This is a genomic window from Thermobacillus sp. ZCTH02-B1 (genome assembly GCF_002159085.1).
Lineage (GTDB): Bacteria > Bacillota > Bacilli > Paenibacillales > Paenibacillaceae > Thermobacillus.
Genome location: NZ_LZRU01000009.1, coordinates 240,104 through 264,815, shown reverse-complemented (window position 1 = coordinate 264,815; position 24,712 = coordinate 240,104). Strand labels below are relative to the sequence as shown.

26 protein-coding genes are annotated in these 24,712 nt (G+C 66.2%); 25 read left to right on the top strand and 1 reads right to left on the bottom strand.

Going from position 1 to position 24,712, the window contains the following annotated elements; genetic code table 11:
• The first annotated feature begins 8 nt into the window (after positions 1 to 8).
• The 4 genes from qcrB (at position 9) to A9Z00_RS02840 (ending at position 3,296) form a co-directional block, all read left to right on the top strand.
• The gene (gene qcrB, locus A9Z00_RS02855) at positions 9 to 680 is read left to right on the top strand and encodes a menaquinol-cytochrome c reductase cytochrome b subunit (protein ID WP_296974128.1); all 672 of its coding nucleotides are present in this window, start codon (positions 9 to 11) and stop codon (positions 678 to 680) included.
• Between the two features lie 19 nt (positions 681 to 699).
• The gene (locus tag A9Z00_RS02850) at positions 700 to 1,575 is read left to right on the top strand and encodes a menaquinol-cytochrome c reductase cytochrome b/c subunit (protein ID WP_296974126.1); all 876 of its coding nucleotides are present in this window, start codon (positions 700 to 702) and stop codon (positions 1,573 to 1,575) included.
• Positions 1,576 to 1,717: 142 nt separating this feature from the next.
• Positions 1,718 to 2,380 (top strand): DUF1405 domain-containing protein, encoded by a 663-nt coding sequence (locus A9Z00_RS02845; RefSeq protein WP_296974124.1) that lies wholly within the window; start codon positions 1,718 to 1,720, stop codon positions 2,378 to 2,380.
• An 85-nt stretch (positions 2,381 to 2,465) separates the two neighbouring features.
• Positions 2,466 to 3,296: a sporulation protein YpjB gene (locus tag A9Z00_RS02840; protein WP_296974123.1), complete on the top strand. Its 831-nt coding sequence runs from the start codon at positions 2,466 to 2,468 to the stop codon at positions 3,294 to 3,296.
• A gap of 10 nt (positions 3,297 to 3,306) precedes the next feature.
• Here A9Z00_RS02840 and A9Z00_RS02835 read toward each other — a convergent pair whose 3' ends face one another.
• A complete protein-coding gene (locus A9Z00_RS02835; protein WP_296974120.1) occupies positions 3,307 to 4,176 on the bottom strand; it encodes a YitT family protein in 870 nt (289 codons plus the stop codon).
• Between the two features lie 135 nt (positions 4,177 to 4,311).
• Between A9Z00_RS02835 and A9Z00_RS02830 the strand changes: the two genes are divergently transcribed.
• From A9Z00_RS02830 to A9Z00_RS02730, 21 genes are all read left to right on the top strand, one after another.
• A complete protein-coding gene (locus tag A9Z00_RS02830; RefSeq protein WP_296974729.1) occupies positions 4,312 to 4,626 on the top strand; it encodes a nucleotide pyrophosphohydrolase in 315 nt (104 codons plus the stop codon).
• Positions 4,627 to 4,700: 74 nt separating this feature from the next.
• Positions 4,701 to 5,228, top strand: coding sequence for a tetratricopeptide repeat protein (locus A9Z00_RS02825; RefSeq protein ID WP_296974118.1), 528 nt, complete (start codon positions 4,701 to 4,703; stop codon positions 5,226 to 5,228).
• 38 nt (positions 5,229 to 5,266) lie between these two features.
• Positions 5,267 to 6,094 (top strand): 4-hydroxy-tetrahydrodipicolinate reductase, encoded by an 828-nt coding sequence (gene dapB / locus A9Z00_RS02820; RefSeq protein WP_296974116.1) that lies wholly within the window; start codon positions 5,267 to 5,269, stop codon positions 6,092 to 6,094.
• An 8-nt stretch (positions 6,095 to 6,102) separates the two neighbouring features.
• Positions 6,103 to 6,525 (top strand): methylglyoxal synthase, encoded by a 423-nt coding sequence (gene mgsA, locus A9Z00_RS02815; RefSeq protein ID WP_296974726.1) that lies wholly within the window; start codon positions 6,103 to 6,105, stop codon positions 6,523 to 6,525.
• Positions 6,522 to 7,211 carry a bacillithiol biosynthesis deacetylase BshB1 gene (gene bshB1, locus A9Z00_RS02810; protein WP_296974114.1) on the top strand — a complete coding sequence of 230 codons (690 nt, stop codon included), beginning with the start codon at positions 6,522 to 6,524 and terminating at the stop codon, positions 7,209 to 7,211. Before mgsA ends, bshB1 begins: the two co-directional genes overlap by 4 nt.
• Before the next feature lie 26 nt (positions 7,212 to 7,237).
• The gene (gene bshA / locus A9Z00_RS02805; protein ID WP_296974113.1) at positions 7,238 to 8,398 is read left to right on the top strand and encodes an N-acetyl-alpha-D-glucosaminyl L-malate synthase BshA; all 1,161 of its coding nucleotides are present in this window, start codon (positions 7,238 to 7,240) and stop codon (positions 8,396 to 8,398) included.
• 34 nt (positions 8,399 to 8,432) lie between these two features.
• Positions 8,433 to 9,677, top strand: coding sequence for a CCA tRNA nucleotidyltransferase (locus tag A9Z00_RS02800; protein WP_296974112.1), 1,245 nt, complete (start codon positions 8,433 to 8,435; stop codon positions 9,675 to 9,677).
• Positions 9,674 to 10,639 (top strand): biotin--[acetyl-CoA-carboxylase] ligase, encoded by a 966-nt coding sequence (locus A9Z00_RS02795; RefSeq protein WP_296974109.1) that lies wholly within the window; start codon positions 9,674 to 9,676, stop codon positions 10,637 to 10,639. The genes A9Z00_RS02800 and A9Z00_RS02795 overlap by 4 nt, the downstream gene beginning before the upstream one ends.
• A gap of 349 nt (positions 10,640 to 10,988) precedes the next feature.
• Positions 10,989 to 11,855, top strand: coding sequence for a 3-methyl-2-oxobutanoate hydroxymethyltransferase (gene panB, locus A9Z00_RS02790; protein WP_296974107.1), 867 nt, complete (start codon positions 10,989 to 10,991; stop codon positions 11,853 to 11,855).
• Positions 11,842 to 12,735, top strand: a complete 894-nt coding sequence (gene panC / locus A9Z00_RS02785; protein ID WP_296974106.1) for a pantoate--beta-alanine ligase — start codon at positions 11,842 to 11,844, stop codon at positions 12,733 to 12,735. Before panB ends, panC begins: the two co-directional genes overlap by 14 nt.
• 7 nt (positions 12,736 to 12,742) lie before the next feature.
• Entirely contained in the window at positions 12,743 to 13,126 is a 384-nt protein-coding gene (gene panD / locus A9Z00_RS02780; protein ID WP_296974105.1) for an aspartate 1-decarboxylase, read from the top strand.
• Between the two features lie 140 nt (positions 13,127 to 13,266).
• On the top strand, positions 13,267 to 14,022 hold the full coding sequence (locus tag A9Z00_RS02775) for a tetratricopeptide repeat protein (RefSeq protein ID WP_296974102.1): 756 nt from the start codon (positions 13,267 to 13,269) through the stop codon (positions 14,020 to 14,022).
• 23 nt (positions 14,023 to 14,045) lie between these two features.
• Positions 14,046 to 16,916, top strand: a complete 2,871-nt coding sequence (gene dinG, locus A9Z00_RS02770; RefSeq protein ID WP_296974099.1) for an ATP-dependent DNA helicase DinG — start codon at positions 14,046 to 14,048, stop codon at positions 16,914 to 16,916.
• A complete protein-coding gene (locus tag A9Z00_RS02765) occupies positions 16,916 to 17,578 on the top strand; it encodes a redox-sensing transcriptional repressor Rex (RefSeq protein WP_296974097.1) in 663 nt (220 codons plus the stop codon). Before dinG ends, A9Z00_RS02765 begins: the two co-directional genes overlap by 1 nt.
• Entirely contained in the window at positions 17,553 to 18,863 is a 1,311-nt protein-coding gene (locus A9Z00_RS02760; protein ID WP_483316255.1) for an amidohydrolase, read from the top strand. Before A9Z00_RS02765 ends, A9Z00_RS02760 begins: the two co-directional genes overlap by 26 nt.
• Positions 18,864 to 18,889: 26 nt before the next feature.
• The gene (locus A9Z00_RS02755) at positions 18,890 to 19,387 is read left to right on the top strand and encodes a cell wall elongation regulator TseB-like domain-containing protein (RefSeq protein ID WP_296974094.1); all 498 of its coding nucleotides are present in this window, start codon (positions 18,890 to 18,892) and stop codon (positions 19,385 to 19,387) included.
• Between the two features lie 129 nt (positions 19,388 to 19,516).
• The gene (locus tag A9Z00_RS02750; RefSeq protein ID WP_296974092.1) at positions 19,517 to 20,053 is read left to right on the top strand and encodes a hypothetical protein; all 537 of its coding nucleotides are present in this window, start codon (positions 19,517 to 19,519) and stop codon (positions 20,051 to 20,053) included.
• Positions 20,046 to 21,542: an AAA family ATPase gene (locus tag A9Z00_RS02745; RefSeq protein WP_296974089.1), complete on the top strand. Its 1,497-nt coding sequence runs from the start codon at positions 20,046 to 20,048 to the stop codon at positions 21,540 to 21,542. Before A9Z00_RS02750 ends, A9Z00_RS02745 begins: the two co-directional genes overlap by 8 nt.
• A gap of 200 nt (positions 21,543 to 21,742) precedes the next feature.
• Positions 21,743 to 22,615, top strand: coding sequence for a 3-hydroxyacyl-CoA dehydrogenase family protein (locus A9Z00_RS02740; protein WP_296974086.1), 873 nt, complete (start codon positions 21,743 to 21,745; stop codon positions 22,613 to 22,615).
• On the top strand, positions 22,612 to 23,850 hold the full coding sequence (locus tag A9Z00_RS02735) for an acetate/propionate family kinase (protein WP_296974084.1): 1,239 nt from the start codon (positions 22,612 to 22,614) through the stop codon (positions 23,848 to 23,850). Before A9Z00_RS02740 ends, A9Z00_RS02735 begins: the two co-directional genes overlap by 4 nt.
• Positions 23,851 to 23,884: 34 nt before the next feature.
• A complete protein-coding gene (locus A9Z00_RS02730) occupies positions 23,885 to 24,598 on the top strand; it encodes a DnaD domain protein (RefSeq protein WP_296974081.1) in 714 nt (237 codons plus the stop codon).
• Positions 24,599 to 24,712: the final 114 nt, after the last annotated feature.

The window sequence follows — 24,712 nt, the reverse complement described above, 5'->3', positions numbered from 1 at the left end:
AATATCCGATGTTTAAAGCCATATACAACTGGATAGACGAGCGTCTGGACATTACGCCGATGTGGAGAGACGTCGCGGACCACGAGGTGCCCGAACATGTCAACCCGGCGCATCACTTCTCCGCTTTCGTATATTGCTTCGGCGGCCTGACGTTTTTCATAACGGTCATCCAGATCCTGTCCGGCATGTTCCTGACGATGTACTACGTGCCGGATATCATCAACGCGTACGCGAGCGTCGACTACCTGCAGCACAAGGTCGCGTTCGGCGCGATCGTGCGCGGCATGCATCACTGGGGCGCGAGCCTGGTCATCGTCATGATGTTCCTGCACACGCTCCGCGTCTTCTTCACCGGCGCCTACAAGCATCCGCGCGAGATGAACTGGGTCGTCGGCATGCTCATCTTCTTCGTCATGCTCGGCCTCGGTTTCACGGGCTATCTGCTGCCGTGGGACAACAAGGCGTACTTTGCGACGCAGGTCGGCATCCAGATCGCGGAATCGGTGCCGTACATCGGACCGTTCATCGCCGAACTGCTCAGGGGCGGCGACATCGTCGGGGCGCAGACGCTGACGCGCTTCTTCGCGATCCACGTCTTCTTCCTGCCCGGCGCTCTGCTCGCGCTTCTGGCGGTGCACTTCATCATGATTCGCAGACAAGGCATCTCCGGACCGCTGTGATGGAAGGGAGTTAAGACCGATGGCCCAACACTCCAACGATTCCAAGGAGAAAGTGGTATACGTCGGCGACTCCCGGGTCAAGAAGTCCGGGAGAAGGCCGAACATTCCGCCCGATTATTCGGCGTTTCCAGGAAAGTCGGAGGCGTTTGTCCCGAACTTCCTGCTAAAAGAGTGGATGGTCGGCGTCGTCGTGCTGGTCGGTTTTCTCGTGCTGGTCGTATCCCATCCGGCACCGCTCGGCTATCCGGCCGACCCGAACAACACGTCGTTCATCCCGATGCCGGACTGGTACTTCCTGTTCCTGTACCAGTTCCTGAAAATGCCCTATGTGTCCGGCGATTACGTCGTGCTCGGCACGGTCGGCGTGCCGCTCATCATGTTCGGCGCCCTGCTGTGCGCGCCGTTCCTCGACCGGGGCCCGGAACGCCGCTTCTACAAGCGGCCGATCGCTTCGACGCTGATGTTCCTGGCGATCATCTCCTGCGTCTATCTGACCTATGTCGCATGGGATCACTATCAGGATCAGCTGGAAGAAATGGGCATCGTTCCGGAGCATATCCAGCGCGAACAGGAGGCCCGCCGTGCGGCCGAGCGCGGAGAAAGCCCGCAGAAACCGGGCGGCGCCGAAGAGAAGCAGATCGCCATTGTCGACGCGAACGATCCGATCACGTCGGTGATTCAGGCGAACTGCCTCGCCTGCCACGGTTCGGACTATCAGGGCAACGGCCCCGTCCCGGCGCTGGCCGGCGTGGGCGACAAGTTCTCGAAGGAAGAGCTGGCCGACATCGTGACGAACGGCCGGGGGCAAATGCCCGCGTTCGGCGATCGGCTCAGCGCCGAAGAGATCGACCAGATCGCGGAATGGCTCGCGAAGCAGAAAGCGGCGACCGAATAGAAGCATGTGCGCACATCCGCGGCCGGCCGACCCTCAGGCCGCGGAACAACCGGTGAACCTGATCGCCATCCGGCGGTCAGGTTTTGTATTTGTCGACAAAACGGAGCGTGCGTGAGGCGGAGCAAGGGAAGGGGAGGTGCACATGTCGTTCTCATGGTTCTTCAGCCGCGCGTTCCTGACGGACCGCCGGCTACTCTGGCTGCTGTTCGTCTGCAACGGGCTCGGCACGGCGTACGGTTATGTGTGGTACGGAGAGCAGCTTCGCTGGACGCTCGATCGCCATCCGGCATGGCGCATCGTGTTCGTACCGGACAGTCCCACCGCGAGCCTGTTCTTCACGATCTGGCTGCTGCTCCTGCTCGTCCGGCCGGACGGTTCGGGCCGCGCGTACCGGATCTTCCGGATCGCGGTGGAAGCGCTTGCCGTCCTGACGCTCGTGAAATACGGCATTTGGGCGGTCGTCATGAACGCCGCGCAGGGATTGCAGGGTGATCCCCTCGACTGGCAGAACTGGATGCTGATCGCGTCGCACGCGGCGATGGCGGTGGAAGGGCTGCTGTATGTGCGGTTCATGCGTTTCGGGAAAATCGCGGCGCTGCTCGCCCTCGGATGGATGCTGCTGAACGACGCGATGGATTACGGCGTCGGCATCCATCCGTGGCTGCCGCGGGTGTTGGATGACGATCTCACGGTCATCGCGGCGTTCACCTTCGCGCTGTCCGTGCTCAGCTATTTTCTGGCGCTGATCGCAATGCAGTTCAGGACAGGCGGTGAGGCGGGCGATCGCGCGCCGGAAAGGGCATAGGTTCCGTCCGGGGCGGTGACGGCCGGCACGGGGCGGTTCTGATCCGGACGATCCGCTCATAGACTGTAGGCGGGAGGGATTGTCCATGTCCGTTCGCCTGACAGCGCTGCTGGCGTTCGCGTTGCTGCTGGCCGCCGGCGTGCCGCCGATTTCCGCGAACGCATCGGACGGGGACGGGGAGCGCCTCGACCGGCTGGAAATGCTGACGCGAAGCTTCTATCTCGCGGCCGTGGAAGGCAACCGCCAATTGGCATGGGCCAGTCTGCAAAAGATGAAGCAAGCGGCCGCATCGCCCGACCTTCGCGCCCTCGGCGAGCCGTCCGGCTGGAGCCGGTTCGACGAACGCCTGGCCGCCGCCGACAGGGCGATCGCCCGCGGACGCGACGCTTCCGTCTGGCGGGAGGAGGCATCCCGCCTGCTGCTGGCCGTCGACGCGCTGGCGCCCGGCCGCCGTTCGCTATGGCAAGCATACGGCCGCCTGATCGGCGAGGATCTGGATCGGGTTCGTCGAAGCTGGGGGTTGGGCGGACAGGAAGGAGCGGCAGCGGCCGCCGCATCGCTCCGGATCATGAAGGAGCGGGTGGACCGGCTGGAGGCCGCCGCCGCGCTGGCCCGCCCGCTGCCGGCCGTTGAACGGTTCAGGGAGCGGATCCGCTATGCCGAGCGGCTGCTCGGGGCGGCGGAGCGGGGCGCGGCGAATCAACTGCTGATCGAGCGGTCGTTCGACGACATGGAACGGGCGGCGGAAGAGCTGTTCGGACCGGCGGCGAAGATGCCGGCAAGCGCCCGCCGCGACCCGGCGCCCGCGTGGATCGCCGCGGTGACCGCGATTCTGCTCGCGGCCCTCGGTTACGCGGGCTGGCGCAAATACGCCCATGACCGTTGGGGCATCCACACCGTAAAGCGCCTGCCGTGACGCAGGCGCTTCAATTATGTTCGCGGAATCCTTCACCGATGACGTCGTGCGCGTCGCTGATCGCGAAGAACGCCTTCGGATCGATCTCGTGCACGAGCTGCCGCAGCGCCCGGGCTTCCGACCGGCCGACGATGCAGTAGACGACATCCTTCGCCGCCTTCGTATAGCCGCCCCTCGCCGGGAGAATCGTCGCGCTCCGGTCGAGCCTGCGCGTGACGGCTTCGGCGATCGCTTCGCCACGGTCCGTAATGATCATGAACGCTTTGCCCGCGTAGGCGCCTTCCTGCACGAAATCGATCACCTTCGAGGTGATGAACACGACGACGAGCGTATAAAGGACGCGTTCGACCGGCACGAAAAGGAGCGAGGAGCCGATCACGGCGGCGTCGATGCAGAGGATGGTCTGGCCCATGCTCCAGCCGTATCGCCGCACGAGGATGCGGGCGGCGATGTCCATGCCGCCGGTCGTCGCTCCGAAGCGGAAGACGATGCCGAGCCCGGCCCCGAGTGTCACGCCGGCGTACAGCGCGGGCAGGATCAGGTCGCCCCGTCCGGCGAGCGGCACGATGAGCCCCGCGGCCACCGCGCGTTCCATCAGCCAGAGCGAGACGATCAGGCAGGCGGTTCCGTAGAGCGTCATCGCCATGGCCCGCCAGCCGAGCATCCGCCAGCCCGCCAGAAAGAGCGGAACGTTGAGCAGCAGCGTCGTGACGGAGAGCGGCCATCCGAAGATGTAGTACAGCAGCAGTCCGATACCGGTGACGCCGCCTTCCATCAGCGTGTTCGGAAGGACGAAATAGTGCAGGCCGAACGCGTAGATCGCCGTTCCCGCCGCCACGGGGACGAGAACGCGCCATCCGCCGGCCGACGTTCGCGACATTCGCATCCACCTCTTTCCCGCGGAACCCCGAAGAAGTGCGAGCATTGTGTTCCCATGTCCTTTGCGCTAACATAAGGAAAGAACCTTCGCACAAGGAAAGGATCGTGTGTAGTGTTGGGTAAAACGCTTGCCGACATGCAGCGCGAAGTCGACGCCTATATCTCGCAATTCAAGGAAGGCTATTTCAGCCCGCTCGCGCTGATGGCCCGGCTCACCGAGGAAGCCGGGGAACTGGCGCGGGAAGTGAACCATCTGTACGGGCCGAAGCCGAAGAAACCTGACGAGCCGGAAGGCTCGATCGAGATGGAGCTCGGGGATCTGCTGTTCATTCTCATCTGCTTCGCCAATTCGCTCGGCATCGATCTGACGGCGGCGCACGACAAGGTGATGGCGAAGTTCGCGACGCGCGACAAAGACCGCTGGACGCGCATCGAACAGACGTCCGGATAGCGGCGCCGCCCATGCCCGGCGTCCGCCTTGCGCATATGCTGATCGATATCAGGATGCGCGAGGGGGCGTCTGGGGTGGACGGGGAAGAGCATGTCAGACAGGCGTACGCCTCGATTCTGTCGGGCGATTACGAGCAGGCGATCCGGGCGTTCGAGCGGGCCATCGCCGCCGAGCCCGAAAATCCCGCCCATCATCACAAATGCTCGATTACCTGCATGCGCAGCGCCCTGTGGGCGAAGGCGCTGATGCATGCGGAGGAAGCGGTCCGGCTGGCGCCGGATCAGGCGGAATACCGTTACCATCTCGCGGCGGTCCGGGCGAGGATCGCCGTGGAAGAGGCGAAAAGCGGACTGGCCTCGGCCGATCCCGATTACGACTCCGTGATCGCGGGGCTTCGGCTGGCGCTGGAGCTCGATCCGCTTCTCGACGAAGCCTGGCTGCTCCTGGCGGCGGCGTACGGGGCGCTTGGCCGGTACGGCGAGGCCGCGCGGGCGGCCAGGGAAGCGCTCCGGCTCAATCCGGCGCACGGCGAAGCGAAGCGGCTGTTCGCCGATTACCGCCGCCGTGACAGACGGATGCGCGGACGCAAAACGCATCAATAATTATATTCATCCAGGATTGGAAATGGGAGATGGAACGCATGACGGACAAGATACGCGTCGCGGTCGCGGGCGCAAGCGGCAAAATGGGACGCGAAGTGGTCAAGATGGTGCTGGAGGAACCGACGTTCGAACTGGCGGCCGCCATCGGACGCTCGACGGTCGGACAAGACGCGGGCGTCGCGGCGGGACTTCCCGCTTGCGGCGTCACGATCGCCGGCGATCTGGAAGAGGCGCTGCGCGGCGGCGGCGTCGACGTGCTCGTCGACTTCACGGTGCCGCAGTCGGCCTACGGCAACGCGATGACGGCCATTACATACGGGGTGCGGCCGGTCGTCGGTACGACCGGCCTTGCGCCGGACCAGATTGATGAGCTGGACAAGCTGTGCAGAAGCCGGGGCATCGGCGGTCTGGTCGCGCCCAATTTCTCGATCGGCGCCATCCTGATGATGAAGTTCGCGCAGGAGGCGGCCAAATATTTCCCGCATCTCGAAATCATCGAATATCACGGGGATCGGAAGCTCGACGCGCCGTCCGGCACTTCGCTCAAGACGGCGGAGCTGATCTCGGCGGTGCGCGGCGAACTGAGGCAGGGTCATCCCGACGAGGAAGAGAAGCTGGAGGGCGCGCGCGGCGGGTACTACAACGGCTTTCGCATCCACAGCGTGCGGCTGCCCGGCATTTTCGCGCAGCAGGAAGTGATCTTCGGCGCCTTCGGGCAGACGCTGCGCATCCGTCATGATTCATACGATCGCGCCGGATACATGCCGGGCGTCAAGACCGCCGTGCGGAAAGTGATGACCTACACGGGGCTCGTATACGGTTTCGAGCATCTCATGGACGGCGCGGAAGAGGAGAGACGCCCATGAGCACGCGGATGCAGGTGGCGTTCATCGCGCACGACCGGAAGAAGGACGAGATGGTCAATTTCGTCATCGCCTATGAGCACGTGTTCCGCCACCACGACCTGTACGCCACGGGCACGACCGGCCAGCGGATCATGGAGCAGACGGGGCTGAAGGTGCACCGGTTTATGTCCGGGCCGCTCGGCGGCGACCAGCAGATCGGTGCGCTCGTCGCGCAGAACATCATGGATCTGATCATTTTCCTGCGCGACCCGCTGATGGCGCAGCCGCACGAGCCGGACATCAACGCGCTGCTGCGCCTGTGCGACGTGTACGGCATCCCGGTCGCGACGAACATCGCGACGGCCGAGCTGCTCGTCAGGGCGCTCGAACGCGGTGAATTCGCGTGGCGGGAGCTCGTCCACAAGTACAAGCCGGAGGACTGGCGTCCATGACCGAACGGGTCGACATGCTGGCGTTCGGCGCCCATCCGGACGACGTCGAGATCGGCATGGCCGCGACGATCGCCAAGCACGTGCAGGCCGGCGTCCGGTTCGGCGTCTGCGATCTGACCTTCGCGGAGATGTCGTCGAACGGAACCGTCGAGCTTCGGCAGCGGGAAGCGGCGGAAGCCGCGAAGGCGATGGGACTGGCCCATCGCTCCTGTCTCGGCCTGCCCGACCGGGGCCTTACGGGATCGCCGGAGCAGATCGCGGCCGTCGTCCGCGAAATCCGCAGGCTCCGTCCCCGGATCGTGTTCGCGCCGTACTGGAACGACCGCCATCCCGATCACAACGCCGCAAGCCGGATCGTCGAGGAGGCGGTCTTCAGCGCGAAGCTGCGCCGATACCTGCCCGAGCTGGAGCCGGTCGAGGTGGAGCAGATTTTTTACTACTATATCAATGACGTCGCGGATGTCGGCCTGGTCGTCAACGTCTCGGAATGGTACGAGGCGAAGCGCCGCGCGCTGTCGGCCTACCGCTCGCAGTTCGAGCCGGGGCCGGACGCGGTGGCGACGCCGCTCAACAACCGCTATGTCGAGCGCGTGGAAGCCCGCGACCGGCTGCTCGGGGGCCAGCGCGGCTGGGATTACGCCGAAGGCTTCGCGGCGAAGCGTCCGTTCGAAGTGAAGCTGTTCTGACGCCCCGGGCGAGAGGAGGAGCATCCATGGCAAGACCGCTCAGGATCGGCATCACCTGTTATCCGACGCTTGGCGGCTCCGGCGTCGTCGCGACCGAGCTCGGCAAGCTGCTCGCCGAGAAGGGGCACGAGATCCATTTCATCACGCACAGCGTTCCGTTCCGCCTCGGCAAGTTCCAGCGGAACATTTATTATCACGAAGTCGAAGTGAACAACTACTATGTCTTCCGTTATCCGCCGTACGACCTGTCGCTGGCCAGCAAGATGGCGCAGGTCGCGCGGATGCAGAAGCTCGATCTGCTGCATGTCCACTATGCCGTGCCGCACGCAATCTGCGCGTATCTCGCGAAGCAGATGCTCGGCGGCGCCATCAAGACGGTGACGACGCTGCACGGCACCGACATCACGGTGCTCGCCCAGGACGCGTCGCTGCGCGACCTGATCCGGCTTGCGATCCATCAGAGCGATGCGGTGACGGCCGTCTCGCGCGATCTGATCCGGGAAACCCGGGAACGTCTCGACATCGAGACGCCGATCGAGCTGACGTACAACTTCGTCGACAGGCGCGTGTATTATCCCCGGGAGTGCGCTGCGCTCCGCGCCGAATACGCGTCTCCCGGCGAGAAGGTGCTGATGCACATTTCGAATTTCCGGCCGGTGAAAAGGGTCGGCGACGTCATCGACATCTTCGCGCGCGTGAACGCGAAGATTCCGTCGCGCCTGCTGCTGGTCGGCGAAGGGCCGGAGCTGTCGAAGGTGCAATGGCAGGTCGAATCGACGGGCCTTTCGGACCGCGTCACGTTCCTCGGCAAGCAGGACGACGTGGCGCAGGTCATCTCCGTCGCGGATCTCCTGCTCCTGCCGTCGGAGAAGGAGAGCTTCGGCCTCGTCGCGCTGGAGGCGATGGCATGCGGCGTGCCGACGGTCGGCTCGTCGGCCGGCGGCATACCGGAGCTCGTCGCGCACGGAACGACCGGCTTCCTGGCACCGGTCGGCGATACGGAGGCAATGGCCGGATACGCGATCCGGCTGCTGGAGGACGGGGAACTGTACGCCCGGTTCCGGGCGGCGTGCCTGGAGCGCGCCCGCACGGTCTTCGACAGCGACCGGATCACCGCCGAATACGAGCGCATTTATTACCGCGTGCTCGGCATCGAAGCCGGGGCTCCGGTGGCGGAGCGCGGGTAAGCGGGCACGGCGTTCCGGGAGGGGGTGCTGCGGCATGGAAGCGAAGCTGAAGGAAGCGCTGCCGGTGCTCCGGCGGCTCGCCGAGGCCGGATACCAGGCCTGGTTCGTCGGCGGCTGCGTCCGTGATGCGCTGCTCGGCCGGCCGGTCGGCGATGTGGACATCGCGACGTCCGCGCGGCCCGAGGCGGTGATGGCGCTCTTCCCGAAGCATGCGCCGACCGGCATCCGGCACGGCACGGTGACCGTGTTCCTGGACGGCCGCGCGTACGAGGTGACGACCTTCCGTACGGAATCGGCGTACGAAGACTTCCGCAGGCCGGCCGAAGTCGCGTTCGTCGACGACATCCGCGACGATCTCGGCCGGCGCGATTTCACGGTCAACGCGATGGCGATGGACGCGGAAGGGCGGCTGATGGACCCGTTCGGCGGACGCGCGGATCTCGAGCGCGGCGTCATCCGCTGCGTCGGCGACCCGGACGAACGGTTCCGCGAGGACGCGCTCCGCATGGTGCGGGCCGTCCGGTTCGCGGCCGAGCTGGGATTCCGCCTGGCGCCTTCGACCTGGCGCGCGCTCAGGCGGAACGCCGGCCTGCTGCGCCACATCGCGACGGAGCGCATCGGCGCCGAGCTGGACAAGATGGTGCTCGGCTCCGATCCGGACCGGGCGGTCCGGCTGTTCGTCCGCTCCGGGCTCTGGCGGGAGACGAAGGCGCCGCTCGAGGCGCCCGGCGAGCCGGCGTGCGCGGACGGCATGCGGCTCGGCGCGCTGGAAGCCGGCGATCGGCGCTGGATCGCGCTCTGGGCGGCTTCGAACGTGCCGCGCGACAGCGCGAAGCGCTGGATGTCGGGCTTCGCGTACGGCAAGCGGCGGCTGGACGGCATCTTCGGGCCGCTCGATCTGCACGCGGAGGCTTCCGGCATGCCCGATTCGCGCGAGGCTTGGGCGGAGCTGGCGCTCAGGCACGGACGCAAGGCGTCGGAGGACTGGCTGGCCGTCATGCGGGCCTTTCCCGCCCTGAGCCCCGTTCCGCCGGATACGATCGGGCGGTGGGCGGACTGGCTGGAAGCGATGCCCGCATTCACGGCGGCGGAGCTCGAACTCGACGGGCGCACCCTCGCCGCGGCGGCGGGCCGCAGACCGGGTCCCTGGATCCGGCGGACGATGGACCGCCTGCTCCGGGAAACCGCCGCCGGCCGCCTGCCGAACGAACGCCGGGCGCTGCTGGAGCGGGCGCTGGAACTTGCGGAAGACGAACGGGACGGAAAGGACGGAACATGAAGGAACAACTGCTGAAGATGCTCGCCGAACGCGAAGGGGCGTTCGTCTCGGGAGAGGAGGCGAGCCGCCTGCTCGGCGTGAGCCGGACGGCGGTCTGGAAGCAGATCCGGCGGCTCATGGAAGAGGGCTACACGATCGAGGCGTGCCGCAACCGCGGCTACCGGCTGGCCGGATCGCCCGACCGGCTGACCGCGGCGGGGCTTCTGTCTCGCCTGCGCACGACGTCGTTCGGCCGGACGCTGCACCTGTTCGACGAGGTCGGCTCGACGCAGGATATCGCGAAGCGGCTGGCCGAGGAAGGGGCGCCCGAGGGGACGCTCGTCATCGCCGAGCTCCAGACGAGCGGACGCGGCCGGATGGGGAGAAGCTGGCTGTCGCCGAAGGGCAAGGGCCTCTGGATGAGCCTCGTGCTGCGGCCGGACGTGCCGGTCCTCTGCACGCCGCAGCTCACGCTGCTCGTCGCCGCCGCGCTTTGCCGCTCGCTGCGCCGGCAGACCGGGCTCGACATCGGCATCAAGTGGCCGAACGATCTGCTCGTGGGCGGCAGGAAGATCAGCGGCATCCTGCTCGAATCGAGTGCGGAGGAGGAGCGGCTGCGCCATGTGATCGCCGGCGTCGGCGTCAGCGTCAACCTTGAACCGGACGACTACCCGCCCGAGCTGAAGGACAAGGCCGTCTCGCTCCGGATGGCCGCCGGCCGGTCCTTCGACCGGACGGAGACGGCGGCGCTGTTCCTCGAATCCCTCGAGGAACTGTACGGCATTTACCGCAGGGACGGGTTCGGGCCGATCCGGCTGCTCTGGGAGGCGTACAGCGTGACGCTCGGAAGGCCGGCGGTGCTGAAGACGCCCGACGGGATGGTGGAGGGTGTCGCGCTGGGGCTGACGGCGCACGGCGCGCTGCGCGTCCGGACGGCGGACGGGTCGGAGCGCGAGATTTTCTCGGCGGAGTTCGTCTCATGAGGATCATGAGGCCATGGGGGGGACCGGCGCCGGGAACGTCCGCCGCTTTCCTTTCGGGGCCCGTCATGCTATACTGTCGGCAAGAGGCGGTATCGCTTTCGCGAATCGCACTCGGCATCGACTTGTTTCTCCACGCATCATGCAGACGGACGCGGAACGTTCATCCGGGTTGGCGCATGCTGCTCTGAGCCGTCAGGCCCGGGACAGAAGGAGGCACGCGCGGCCGTAATGTTTCCCGCTGTCTCCGGATTGGCCTGCGGCTTCGACGCCGGAGGATTTTTTGCTTTTTCCGGACCTCAAGGCGCCGCGAAGGCGGAACGTTCGGCGGAACAGGGAGGGACCTCGCGTCATGCAGGCACTTACCGTGACGAAATGGCGAAAAATGAAGCGTGACGGCATCCCGATTTCGATGGTGACCGCGTACGACTACCCGTCGGCCAGGCTGGCCCAGGAGGCGGGCGTGGACGCCATCCTCGTCGGCGATTCGCTCGGCAATGTCGTGCTCGGCTACGACACGACGCTGCCCGTCACGCTGGACGACATGATCCATCACGCCCGCGCCGTCCGGCGCGGCGCTCCCGATACCTTCGTCGTGGTTGACATGCCGTTTCTGACCTACCGGCTCGGACCAGAGTCGACGCTCCGCAACGCGGGCAGACTGATGCAGGAGACCGGCGCGCAGGCGGTCAAGCTGGAAGGGGGCGCGGACATCGCGCACGAGGTGGCCGCCCTGACGGCGGCCGGCATTCCGGTCATGGGCCACATCGGGCTTCAGCCGCAGTCGGTCCATCAGGTCGGCGGCTACCGGGTGCAGGGCCGCCGGGAGGAGGACATCCGCCGGCTCGTCGACGATGCGAAGGCGCTCGAACAGGCCGGCGCGTTCGCCGTCGTGCTCGAACTCATGACGAACGACGCGGCGGAAGCCGTCACGAAGTCGCTCGGCATTCCGACGATCGGCATCGGCGCCGGCGCGGGCTGCGACGGCCAGGTGCTCGTCTTCCACGACATGATCCGGTACGCGTCGCCGTATCGGAGCAAGCGATTCGTGAAAACCTACGCCGATGTCGGCACCGTCATCCGCGAAGCGATCGCCGCTTACGTGCGCGACGTGAAGGCGAGGGCGTTCCCGGGGCCCGAGCACAGCTTCGAGGGCGAGCCGGAGCCGGCCGCGCAGCCGTACGGAGGCGGGGAGGCGAAGCGGGATGCGGACGATTGAGTCGATCGCCGAGCTCCGCGCCGCCGTTGCCGATTGGCGCCGGGCGCATCCCGGCGGCACGGTCGGATTTGTGCCGACGATGGGGTATCTGCACGAAGGGCATGCGAGCCTGATCCGCCGCTCGGCGGCGGAGAACGGGTTGACCGTCGTCAGCGTCTTCGTCAACCCGCTGCAGTTCGGACCGAACGAGGATTTTGACCGGTATCCGCGCGATCCCGGACGGGACCGGAGGGTGGCGGAGGCGGCGGGCTGCGACCTCCTATTCATGCCCTCCGTGGACGAGATGTATCCGCGGCCGACGGCGACGCGCGTCGTCATCTCCGGACTGACCGAACGGCTGTGCGGCGCTTCGAGGCCCGGGCATTTCGACGGCGTCGGCACCGTCGTCGCGAAGCTGCTCCACATCGTCATGCCGGACCACGCCTACTTCGGCATGAAGGACGCGCAGCAGGTCGCGGTCATCGAGCGGATGGTCGAGGATCTGAACTTCCCCGTCCGCATCGTGCCGTGCGAGACGGTCCGCGAGCCGGACGGGCTCGCGATGAGCTCGCGGAACGTCTATCTGAACGCGGAGGAACGCCGCCAGGCCGTCATCCTGTACGAGACGCTGCAGCTGGCGGAGGAGAAATTCCTCGAACCCGGCATGACGCCCGGGAAGCTGGCCGAGGCGATGCGCGAATCGATCCGGCGGGCGCCGCTCGCCGTGACGGACTATGCGGAAGTGCTGACCTGGCCGGACCTCCGGCTTCCGGAGGAGAGGCCGTTCGACGCGATGCCGCCGGGCAGCCGGTTCATCGCGGCGCTGGCCGTCCGGTTCGGCCGCACGCGGCTCATCGACAACCGGCTGCTCGAGATTCGGACGCCGGCCGGAAAGGAGTGAGGACGCGATGATGCGGAACATGATGAAATCGAAGATCCACCGCGCGACGGTAACGGAAGCCAACCTGAACTACGTGGGCAGCATCACGATCGACGCGGAGCTGATGGAAGCCGCCGACCTGTGGGAGAACGAGAAGGTGCAGGTGGTGAACATCAACAACGGCGCCCGTCTGGAGACGTACGTGATTCCGGGCCCGCGCGGTTCGGGCGTCATTTGCCTGAACGGCGCCGCCGCCCGGCATGCCCAACCCGGGGACAGGGTCATCATCATCTCGTACGCGCTCATGACCGAGGAGGAAGCGCGGACTTACCGCCCGCGCGTCGTGCTGGCGGACGACGCGAACCGGCCGGCGGCCTTCATCGGCAGGGAAGAGCACGCGTCCATCCCTTAAAACCGCCATGCCGCCCGCATACCGGATCCGGTTGCGGGATATGACGCTCCGTCCGCGGTATAGTCCGCCCCCGGCCCGGCGCAGAATGAGCCTACCGGCCGGCAGCCGGCCGGTAGGCCAGGGCGAAGGGGGCGGCGAAGGTGTTCAGGCAATGGTTTGCCGCCGTATGCGGCATGCTCGACGAATGGCTGGCCCGCTATCCCGCCGCGGACGCCGCGCAGCGGTCCGCGATCGAGGGGAAGATGCGCAGGATCCAGGTCATGAGCGACGCGGTCATCGACGGCTGGCTCAAGGTGGAGGAGAGGCTGGCGAAGCTGCGCGAAATGGCCGCCGCCTGCGACGCCGCGCCCGCCGCGCCGGATGCGGCGCACGACGGGAGCGGACAGGATGTCCGGAACGCGCCGGAAGGCGCGGGTGATGCGTCGTCCGATATGGGCGGGGCATGGACCGGCCCGGATGACGCGGCGGACGGCGCGCCGGTTGCGCCGGCGGAAGAAGCGGACCGGCAGCTGACCGCGGGGCGCGGTTACTTCGAGCTGGCGATGTACCGGGAAGCGGCGGCCGCGTTCCGGAGGGCGGTGGAGCTTCGCCCCGAATCGCTGGCGGCGCGCCTGTACCTCGCGATGTCGAACCTCCATCTCGGCGATTGGGAGGAAGCGGAGCGCCATTTCCGGCTCGTCGTGCGGAAGGCTCCGAATCGGAAGCTGAAGGCGCTCGGACTGAATGCGCTCGGCTGCATCCAGGCCGTCAAAGCGAATCCCCGGGAAGCGGCGCACTATTTCAGGCAGGCCTGCGAAGCGGATCCCGAATTTGCGGGCGCCGCGCGCAACCTGGCAATCTGCATGGCGAACGACGGACCCTTGGAGCTGCATTTCGGGGGGCCCGGGTTCGTCTGACACATGGGGAGTCCGACAACCGGATGAAATTTGCGGTTCTCGATCTGGAAACAACCGGAAACCACAGCGATACGGACGACATCATCCAAATCGGCATCGTGCTGCTCGACGAGGAATGCGGCGTGACCGGGAGCTACGCGTCCTATGTGCGTCCCAGGGTCCCGGTCCCCGCATTCATCACCGAGCTGACCGGCATCACGGATGAAGACGTGCGCGACGCGCCCGAACCGGAAGACGTGATGGCCGAGGTCATCCCGCTGATCAGCGATGCGGTGCTGGTCGCGCACAACGCGGGATTCGACGTCGGCTTTCTGAACGATACGCTGGACCGATGCGGTTACCTGCCGTTCACGGGAAGGGTGCTTGATACGCTCCAGCTCCTGCGCATCCTGTATCCGACCCAGCCGTCGTACCAGCTTGGAGCCGTCACCGAGGCGTTCGGCATCGAGCACGAGCGCCATCACCGGGCCGACAGCGACGCGATGGCGACCGCGCTCGTGTTCAGGGCGTGCATGAAAAAGCTGCGCAATCTGCCGTTGCTCACGCTCGAGCGGATGGCCGCGCAGCTCGGGGACGGCGACGACCTCGGCTGGATCGTGCATGACGCGCTGGAGCGCAGGCGGCGTCAGAAGGCGATCGACACGGACGCCTGGCGTTACCACCGCGGCTTCGCGCTCCGGGTCGGAGAATGGACCGAAGAGGAGCCGCCGCGCCTCCACGATCCGGACGCGGCCGAACGGCTGCGGAACACGGACTTCGAGACGTTCCTCGCCGAGACGCTCGAGCGGCTGCGGGAACATGTCCCGGATTACGAACCGCGCGATGCGCAAGTCCGCATGATCCGTGAAGTGCACGACGCGCTCGAATCCGGCCGCCACCTGATGATCGAGGCCGGCACGGGAACGGGCAAATCGCTCGGCTATCTCATTCCGGCTCTCTATTATGGTATCCGCCATGACGAGAAAATAGTCGTAAGCACGCACACGATCAACCTGCAGGAGCAGATTCGCGAGCGGGACGTGCCGCTGCTTGCGAAGGTGCTGCCCGTGCCGTTCAAGGCGTCCGTGTTCAAGGGGCGGAGCAACTATCTGTGCCTGCGAAAATTCGAAGGCAAGCTGGCGGCGCGGGACTACTTCGCGCCCTCGGACGACCGGCTGACGACGGCGCAGATGCTGGTCTGGCTCTCCGAGACGGAGCACGGAGACCAGGAGGAGCTGAACTTCGGCGGACGCGGCGCCGAATACTGGCAGACCGTCGCGAGCGATGCCGATTCGTGTCTGAATCGCGCCTGCCCCTGGTTCCGGCACTGTTTCTACCACCGGGCAAAGCAGGAGGCTTCCCACGCGGATCTCGTCATCACGAACCATTCGCTGCTGTTCACCGACATCCGCGCCGAATACCGGCTGCTGCCCGCCTATGACCATCTCATCGTCGACGAAGCCCATCATCTGGAGGAGGCGGCGGGCAAGCATCTCGGTGCCCAGATTTCCTACAACAGCGGCATGCATCCGCTGATCCGGCTGTGCAAGGACGCCCGTTCCGGGCTCATCTTCCAGCTCCGGCAGAAAATCGCCGACACCGGCCACGCACGGGCCGAGGGATGGATCGAGACGATCGACGGCACCGTCCCGACATTCGGCGAGCTGCGCCTCCAATGGGACGAGCTGTTCGAGCTCCTGTACCGCCTGGCGCAGCCCGGTGCCGACGACGACGGGCAGGGCGTCCTGCGCGTCCGGGGCGACCGGCCGCCGGCCGAATGGGAAGCGGTGCGGTCGGCCGAAGCGAACGTGTTCGCCTCGATCAGCGAAATCGTGCGCGCGTATGACAGGCTGATGGCGGAGCTCCGGGAACATTGCGACGACGCCGGAGTCGAGGCGGCCGCCGCCGACATCGCGGGCCGCGTGAAGGATCTTGCGCGCGTGCGCGACGAGCTGAGACGTTTTGTCCGACTGGAAGAACACGGCACCGTTTACTGGATTGAGACGAATGCGTTCCTCAAATTCCGGTCGGTCCATCTGTTCGCCGTGCCGGCCGATGTAAGCGGGCTGCTCAAGCAATATTTCTTCGACGCGAAGCGCAGCGTCATTTTGACGTCGGCCACGCTCAGCGTGCACCAGTCGTTCGAATATGCGACCGAGCAGCTCGGGCTGACGGGGTTCGAAGAGGACGGGCGGCTCCAGACCGTCCAACTCCCGTCGCCGTTCAATTACCGCGACCAGGCGCTCGTCGTCATTCCGCGGAATCTGCCGCCGATCCGCGGCGCGAACGCCGATCCGGCGTTCCTGGCGGCGCTCGTCGATTCGCTGGCGGACGTGGCGCGCGAGACGTCGGGCCGGATGCTCGTCCTGTTCACTTCCTACAAGATGCTGAAGCAGGTCTATGAACCGCTCAAGGAGCGGCTCTCCGAAGCGGGGATCTCCGTCATCGCCCAGGGCGTCGACGGAGGGGGAAGGACGAAGCTGGTCCGCCGTTTCCGGCAGTCGCAGGCTTCGGTGCTGCTCGGCACGAGCAGCTTCTGGGAAGGCGTCGATCTGCCCGGCGAGATGCTGACGTGCCTCGCGATCGTGCGGCTGCCGTTCTCGCCGCCGAACCATCCGCTGCTCGAGGCGAAGTCGGAGCAACTCGCGGCGGAGAAGAAGAACCCGTTCATGAAGCTGTCGATTCCGCAGGCGGTCATCCGCTTCAAGCAGGGGTTCGGCCGCCTCGTCCGCACGGCGCGGGACAGGGGCATCGTCATCCTGTACGACACGCGCGTCATCGACACCAGCTACGGCAAATATTTTCTGCACTCGCTTCCGGGACCCAGGATCGAGACGATGAACGTCGAGCGAATCGTGCCGCGCATCCGGGAGTGGCTCGGGGAGACCGGGGCGAAGCAGGGAGGATCCGCGTGATGAAGCAGGCCAAAATCTCCGAGGCGGTCGTGCGCCGGCTGCCGCTCTATCTCCAGGCGCTGAACGAGCTGCTGCGCAGCGACGTGCAGACCGTCTCGTCGCAGGAGCTCGGACGCAAGCTCGATCTGAATCCCGCGCAGATCCGCAAGGATCTTGCGTACTTCGGCGAGTTCGGCCGCAAGGGCATCGGCTACGACGTCTCGTATCTGATCGGCAAGATCCGGCACATCCTGAAGCTGGACCGGAACATCAACGTTGCGCTGGTCGGCGCGGGCAATCTCGGCCAGGCGCTCTGCAACTACAACCGTTACAGCCGCGACAACATGAAGATCGTCGCGGTGTTCGACGCCCATCCGGACAAGATCGGCATGATGATCAACACGATGCGCGTCCAGCCGATGGAAGAGCTGAAGCAGACCGTCGAAGCGCTGCAAATCCGGATCGGCATCATCACGGTGCCGGCCTCCGCGGCGCAGACGGTGGCCGATCAACTGGCGGAGGCGGGCGTCGAGGGGATCCTCAATTTCGCTCCCGCGATTCTGAAGGTGCCGCCGAACGTGCGGGTGCATCATGCCGATTTCACGACCGAACTGCTCAGCCTGGCCTATTATCTGGAGAGAAATGCGGAGGATGGCGATGACGACGACGAAGTGGTGGATTGACGGCGGCATCTTCCTGACGATGGACGACGATCGACCGTTGGTGGAAGGCCATCTCGTGGCGGAAGGGAACCGGATCGTCTACCTGGACGAAGCGCATCCCGGAGCGCTCGCGGAGGGTGCCGAGCGGATCGCGGGCAGCGGGCTCCTCTTCATGCCGGGCCTCGTGAACACGCACGGCCACGCGGCGATGACGCTGCTGCGCGGATATGCGGACGACATGGCGCTGCAGGCATGGCTTCGGGACAAAATCTGGCCGATGGAAGCGCGCTTTGCGGCGGAGGACGTGCGCGCCGGCGCGCAGCTTGCGGTCGTCGAGATGCTGAAGAGCGGGACGACGGCGTTCGTCGACATGTACGACCATATGGACGAGGTGGCGCGGGTGGTCGAGCAGGCGGGACTGAGGGCCGTTCTCGCCCGGGGCGTCATCGGCCTCTGCTCCGAAGCGGAGCAGCGCGCGAAATTCGAGGATGCGGTCCGGTTCGCGCGCGACTGGCACGGCAAGGCGGACGGCCGCATCCGCGTCATGATGGCCCCCCACGCGCCGTATACCTGCCCGCCGGCCTTCATCGGGCGGTTCGTGCAGGCCGCCCACGATCTCGATCTGCCGATCCACACGCACATGTCGGAGACGGCGGCCGAGGTCGAGCAGAATGTCCGCGAGTACGGCGCGCGGCCGGTCGAGCATCTGGACCGGCTCGGCGTGTTCAGCCGCCCGGCGCTCGTGGCGCACGCCGTGCATCTCACCGACGACGAGATCGCGCTGCTCGCCGAACGGGGCGTCGCGGTCTCCCACAATCCGGCGAGCAACCTGAAGCTCGCGAGCGGCGTCGCGCGGGTGCCGGAGATGCTCCGCGCGGGCGTGACCGTGTCGCTCGGCACGGACGGCGCGGCGAGCAACAACAATCTGGACATCTTCGATGAAATCCGGCTTGCGGCGCTCATCCACAAGGGAGTCTCCGGCGATCCGACGGCCGTGCCCGCCCGGGAAGCGCTCAAGCTCGGTACGGTGTACGGGGCGCGGGCGATCCGGCAGGCGGACGAGATCGGCATGCTCAAGCCCGGCATGCGCGCGGACATCATCGCGATCGACATTGACCAGCCGCAATATTTCCCGCGCACGGATCTCGTCTCGCACCTGGTCTACGCGGGCAGCGGCCGGGATGTGAAGCACGTCTGGGTCGACGGCGTGCAGGTTGTGCGGGACCGCGTCTGCACGCGGCTGGACGAGGAGCGGATCCGGGCGGAGGCGGCCGCACGCTTCGAAAGGCTGAAAGCGAAGACATGAGGCGGCGCGAGCCAGCGGAACGTTTCATGACGCCCCGTCGCTGGGCCGTCATCGTCCTGCTCTCGCTCGGGCTGGTGCTGGCGCTCATCCTGCTGTATCTCCAGTGGGCGCGGAGCGATTATGCGCGCGAAGAGCGGGAAGCGGTGCAACGCGCGGTCGCCGAAGCCGGCCTCCGGAAGGCGGAGTCGGCGGTCAAGTTCGTCTGGGACGAGGTGGTCTGGGTCGTGCGCGGCGAGCGGGAGGACGGATCGGACGCATATGTCTGGGTGTTCGCGGATCGCGTCGAGATCACGGACGCCGGCGAAGCCTACGACGCCGACGCGCTCCGGCGGGATGTGCTGCGCGAACATCCCGACGCCGCGATCCTCCGGATCCGCCCGGGATATGCGGAAGGCCGGCGCATCTGGGAAGTCTGGTACACCAGGAACGAGAACGGCGTGGAGCGCCATTTCTACGGATTTTACGCGTTCGAGGACGGCAGACCGTTCAGGACTTACCGTCTTCCCGCGAAGGCAACCGGTTGACGAGACGGAAGCGCCCCCGCGCGCGGCATGCGGCGGAAGGGCGCTTGCCTGTTATTGCCGGCCCATGCGGCGCTTCTTGTATGCTATACTTTTAAGGCATACAGCATCGCATGGGAAGGAGGCATCCGGATGACGAGCATACGCATGGTCCCCGTGCTGCTGTCGGCGCTCGTCTCGGGCGCCTTGCTTTTCGGCGGATGGTTCGTGTATCGCCACTATGCGGTCGAGCAGCCGCTCGCCGTTACGTTTTCGGACATCGAAGGGGCGGAGGCCTCCAATCCGGTCGTCACGGACGATCGCGTAACCGTGGAAATCAAGCTGGACGGCACGGCGAGCCTCGCCGAAGTCCACCGGAATATCCGCGAGCGCGCGGCGGACGTTCTCGGAGGCCGCAAGCTCGAACTGGTCATCCGCCAGGAGCGGAACGAGAAACTTGAAACGATCTGGTCGTCGGCGCTGTTCGCGATCGCGCAGGCAATGGAAACCCGGCGATACGCCGACATTCCGGAAACCCTGGCCGGGCTGGAGGCCGTCCATCCCGGTCTCGAAGCGAAGGCGGAGATGGACGAATCCAACGTCTACATCACCCTGAAGCTGGAAGAAGCGGTCAAGTACGTCGTGCTTCCGCGTCAGCCCGCCGTCCTGGGGGTGTGGCCGGATGCTTAAATATTGGAAGGAAATGCTGACCGGTTCCGTTCCGGTGCTGCTCCTGTTCCTCTGGTACGTCGGCGTGAACGTCGTGCCGATCCTGCTGGCGGGGGCCGTCGCCGGTCTCCTGCTGTTTGCGGTCCGGACGCGGGGTCAGCTTCCCGTGCCGGGCGGCGGCAAGGCCCCGAGGAAGCAGCCGGCCGCGCTCACGTTCGACGAGATCGGCGGACAGGAGCGGGCCAAGCAGGAGCTGATGGAGGCGCTGGAGTTTCTGATCCGGCCGGACGAGATCGCGCGCTTCGGCATCCGTCCGCTGAAGGGGATCCTGTTGACCGGTCCGCCGGGCACCGGCAAGACGCTGCTCGCGAAGGCGGCCGCGCACCATACGGACTCGGTGTTCGTCGCGGCTTCGGGCAGCGAATTCGTCGAGATGTACGTCGGCGTCGGCGCGAGCCGGATCCGCGAGCTGTTCCGCGAGGCGCGGCAGAAGGCGCGGAAGGCGGGCAAGAACAGCGCGATCATCTTCATCGACGAAATCGACGTCATCGGCGGCCGGCGCGACGGCGGCCAGCATCGCGAGTACGACCAGACGCTGAACCAGCTGCTGACCGAAATGGACGGCATCCAGGCGAACGAATCCCCCCGCATTCTGCTCATCGCCGCCACGAACCGCAAGGACATGCTTGACAGCGCGCTGCTTCGCCCGGGACGATTCGACCGGCACATCGCGGTCGATCTGCCGGACAAGAAGGGCCGCCGGCACATCCTGTCCATCCACGCCGCGGGCAAACCGCTCGGCAAGACGGCCGATCTGGACAAAGTCGCGGAGGAGACGTTCGGCTTCTCGGGCGCCCAGCTCGAAAGCGTCCTGAACGAGGCGGCGATCTACGCGATGCGCGAAGAGTCCGACACCATTGAAATGCACCATTTGACGATGGCGATCGACAAGGTGATGATGGGCGAGAAAACGGACCGCGAGGCGACGCGGGAAGAGCGGGAGCGGGTGGCGCTCCACGAGCTGGGCCACGCGATCATGGCCGAGCTCGTCCGCCCGGGCAGCGTCTCGACGGTCGCGCTGTCGCCGCGCGGGCAGGCGCTCGGTTACGTGCGCCACAATCCGCAGCAGGACCGCTATCTCTATACGGCCGAGTATCTGGAAGGGCAGATCATGGTCGCGCTGGCGGGCGCGGCGGCGGAGGAGCTGTTCTTCGGCGGCCGCAGCACCGGTTCGCGGAGCGATTTCGAGCAGGCGCTCGGCATCGTGCGCACGATGGTCGAATCGGGCCTGACCGAGCTCGGCATCGTCGATCCGGGCATGCTGACGCCCGAGACGTTCTCCCGCGTCGCGCGGGATCTGCTGGACCGGCTGATGGAGAAGACGAAGGCGTGCCTGAGGGAGCACCGGGACGTGTTTGAACGGTCGCTCGAGCTGCTCATGCGCGAGGAGACGCTGAGCGGGGACAGGTTCCGCGAGTTTCTGCGCGGGCCCGTCCAGGCGGGCGCCTGAACGCGGCCGAAGTCCGGCGCGCGGAAGCATGGCCGGGTTCCCTTCGGGCCATGCCGGTCCATGTCGAAAAGGGAGGCCGTCCGAATTTCCGAAGGTTGTGTGAACATTGGGGAGGCGTCCGTCCGGACGCCTTCTTTTTTGTGTCCGGCTTACGGTATAATTGTAGCGTGTCGCACTAAGGGACAAAGCAGGTGATCGGCTTGACGATACGCAAAGTTGGAGTGGTCGGAGCGGGGACGATGGGCCAGGGCATCTCGGAGATGCTGGCCGCGAAGGGGCTGGACGTGCTGCTCGCCGACCGCACGGAGCAGCATGCCGCCCACGGCCTGCGCCAGATCGAGCAGAGCCTGGACAAGCAGATCGAGAAATGGGCGCTGACGCAGGCCGAGAAGAAGCTGATCCTCGGACGGATCCGGACGGTCACATCGCTGGAAGCGATGGCCGAATGCGGCATGGTCATCGAGACGGTGTCGGAGGATCTGAACACGAAGAAGCAGGTGTTTGCGGAGCTGGACCGGATCTGCGCGCCGCACATCATTCTCGCGAGCAACACGTCGACGCTCAGCCTGACGGAGCTGGCCGGCGTGACGGCGCATCCGGAGCGGGTCATCGGGCTTCATTTCATCTATCCCGCGTTCAAGGTGGATGTCGTCGAACTGATCCGCGGCCTGAAGACGTCCGACGAGACGTTCGAGACGGTGCGGAAGTTCGTCGAGGACACGCTGAACAAGCAGGGAATCATGGTTTACGAATCGCCGGGGTTCGTGACGAGCCGGCTCATCTGCCTGTTCATCAACGAGGCGGCGAATCTGCTGCAGGAGGGCGTCGCGACGGCCGAGGACATCGACAAGGCGATGCGGATCGGCTACTCGTTCAAGTACGGCCCGTTCGAGATGGCGGACCGGTTCGGCCTCGATTCGGTCGTGGCGGCGCTCGAGCAGATGTTCAGGGAGTACGGCGAGCTGAAGTACCGGCCGTCCGTCGTGCTGAAGAAGATGGTCCGCGCCGGCCAGCTCGGCGTGAAGACGGGTGAGGGATTCTTCCGATACGACGAGGACGGGGATCGGATATGAAGGTTTTGGTCATCAACGCAGGCAGCTCGTCGCTCAAATATCAGCTGTACGACATGAAGGACGAGTCGGTGCTGGCGAAGGGACGGGTCGAGCGGATCGGCACGGAATCGGCGATCGTGACGCACGAGCCGAAGGACAAGCCGGGCGTCCGCGAGGTGAGCGAAATCCTCGATCACGTGACGGCGGTCCGGCGCGTCCTCGACCTGCTGCAACACCGGGAGCACGGCGTCGTCGGCTCCATCGCCGAGATCGAGGCGGTCGGCCACCGGGTCGTGCACGGCGGGGAGACGTTCAAGGAATCGGTGCTCGTCGATGACGAGGTGAAGCGCAGCATCCGCGACCTGTTCGACCTCGCGCCGCTGCACAATCCGGCCGCGTTGACGGGCATCAACGCGGTCGAGCAGAACATGCCGGACGTGCCGCAGGCGGTCGTGTTCGACACGGCGTTCCATCAGACGATGCCTCGCCACGCCTATCTGTATCCGATTCCGATGGCGCTGTACCGGCGGCACCGGATCCGGCGCTACGGGTTCCACGGCACCTCCCATTTCTATGTCAGCCGGCGGGCGGCCGAACTGATCGGCAGGCCGATCGAAGAACTCAAGATGGTCACCTGCCACATCGGCAACGGCTCGAGCTGCGCGGCGATTCTGGGCGGGCAGTCGGTCGACACGAGCATGGGGCTGACGCCGCTCGAAGGGCTCATGATGGGCACGAGAAGCGGCGATATCGATCCGGCCGTCGTGCCGTTCGTCATGAGCAAGGAAGAGCTGACGCTCGGCGAAGTGAATTCGATGCTGAACAAGCATTCGGGCCTGCTCGCAATCTCGGGATCCAGCGGCGACATGCGCGAGATCATCGAGGCGATGGAGGAGGGGGACCGGAACGCGAAGCTTGCGTTCGACATGTTCTGCTACCGCCTGCGCAAATATGTGGGCGCCTACGCGGCGGCGATGAACGGGCTGGACGCGATCGTCTTCACGGCCGGCATCGGCGAGAATTCTCCGCACGTGCGCAAGGCGGTGTGCGAGGGACTCTCGTTCCTCGGCGTGAAGCTCGACGAGGCGGCGAACTTCGATGCCGCGAAGGAGGCGCGCTTCATCTCGGCGCCGGATTCGCGCGTGAAGGTGCTCGTCGTGCCGACGAACGAGGAGCTGATCATTGCGCGGGATACGTACCGCCTCGTGACGGAGCGGAAGAGGGCCGGCGAGACGGCGGCCGCCCTGGAATCGTAAGCGGACGCGGATGCGCGGCAGGAGGAGGATGCGGATGACGGACATCGGACGGGATGATCCGGCGGGAGCCGCCGCCGAATTCCTCGCGGAAGGCGGCGTGTTCGTGCCGCAGTTCGTGCTGCGCACCTACCGCGCGCTCGGGCTCAGCGACGAGGAATTCGTGCTGCTCCTCCAGATCGCCGGTTTCCGGCTCGCGGAAGGCAATCCGTTTCCGACGCCGGACGAGATCGGCACGCGGATGGGGATCGGTCCGGACCGCGTCGCCGGTTTGATCGGCGACCTGATCCGACGCGGCTTCCTCGCGATCGACGAGCGCATCGATCCGGAGACGGGCGTCCGGTCGGAAGCCTACCGCTGGACCGGCTGGTACGAGCAGGCCGCTGCGCATGCGGCCGCGCACGAACCGTCCGGCGGCGCGGCGGCACGGCCGTCGTCGCCGGAGCGCCGGGAGCCCCCCCGCGGCGCCGCCGTCCCCGCGGAGGACGGGCGGGCGGCGGAGCTGTTTGCCGTGTTCGAGCGGGAATTCGGCCGGCCCCTGTCGCCGATGGAACTCGAGACGATCTCGGCCTGGCTGGACCAGGACCGCTATCCGGAGGAGCTGATCCGCTTCGCGCTGAAGGAAGCGGTGTTCGCGGGAAAGCTGAGCTTCCGGTATATCGACCGCATTTTGCTCGAATGGAGCCGGAACCGGATCACGAGCGAGGAGGAGGCGCGGCTCCGCGCGCGGCAGTTCCGCGGGCGTGCGTAAAGCCTGACGGTTGGCGGGTTCCGGCTGATGCGGATGAGATCGGACAACACGAACGCGCGGAATCGCCCGAACGTATGCAACCGCACAAAAATGGCGCGGCCTGCGCAAGGCTCG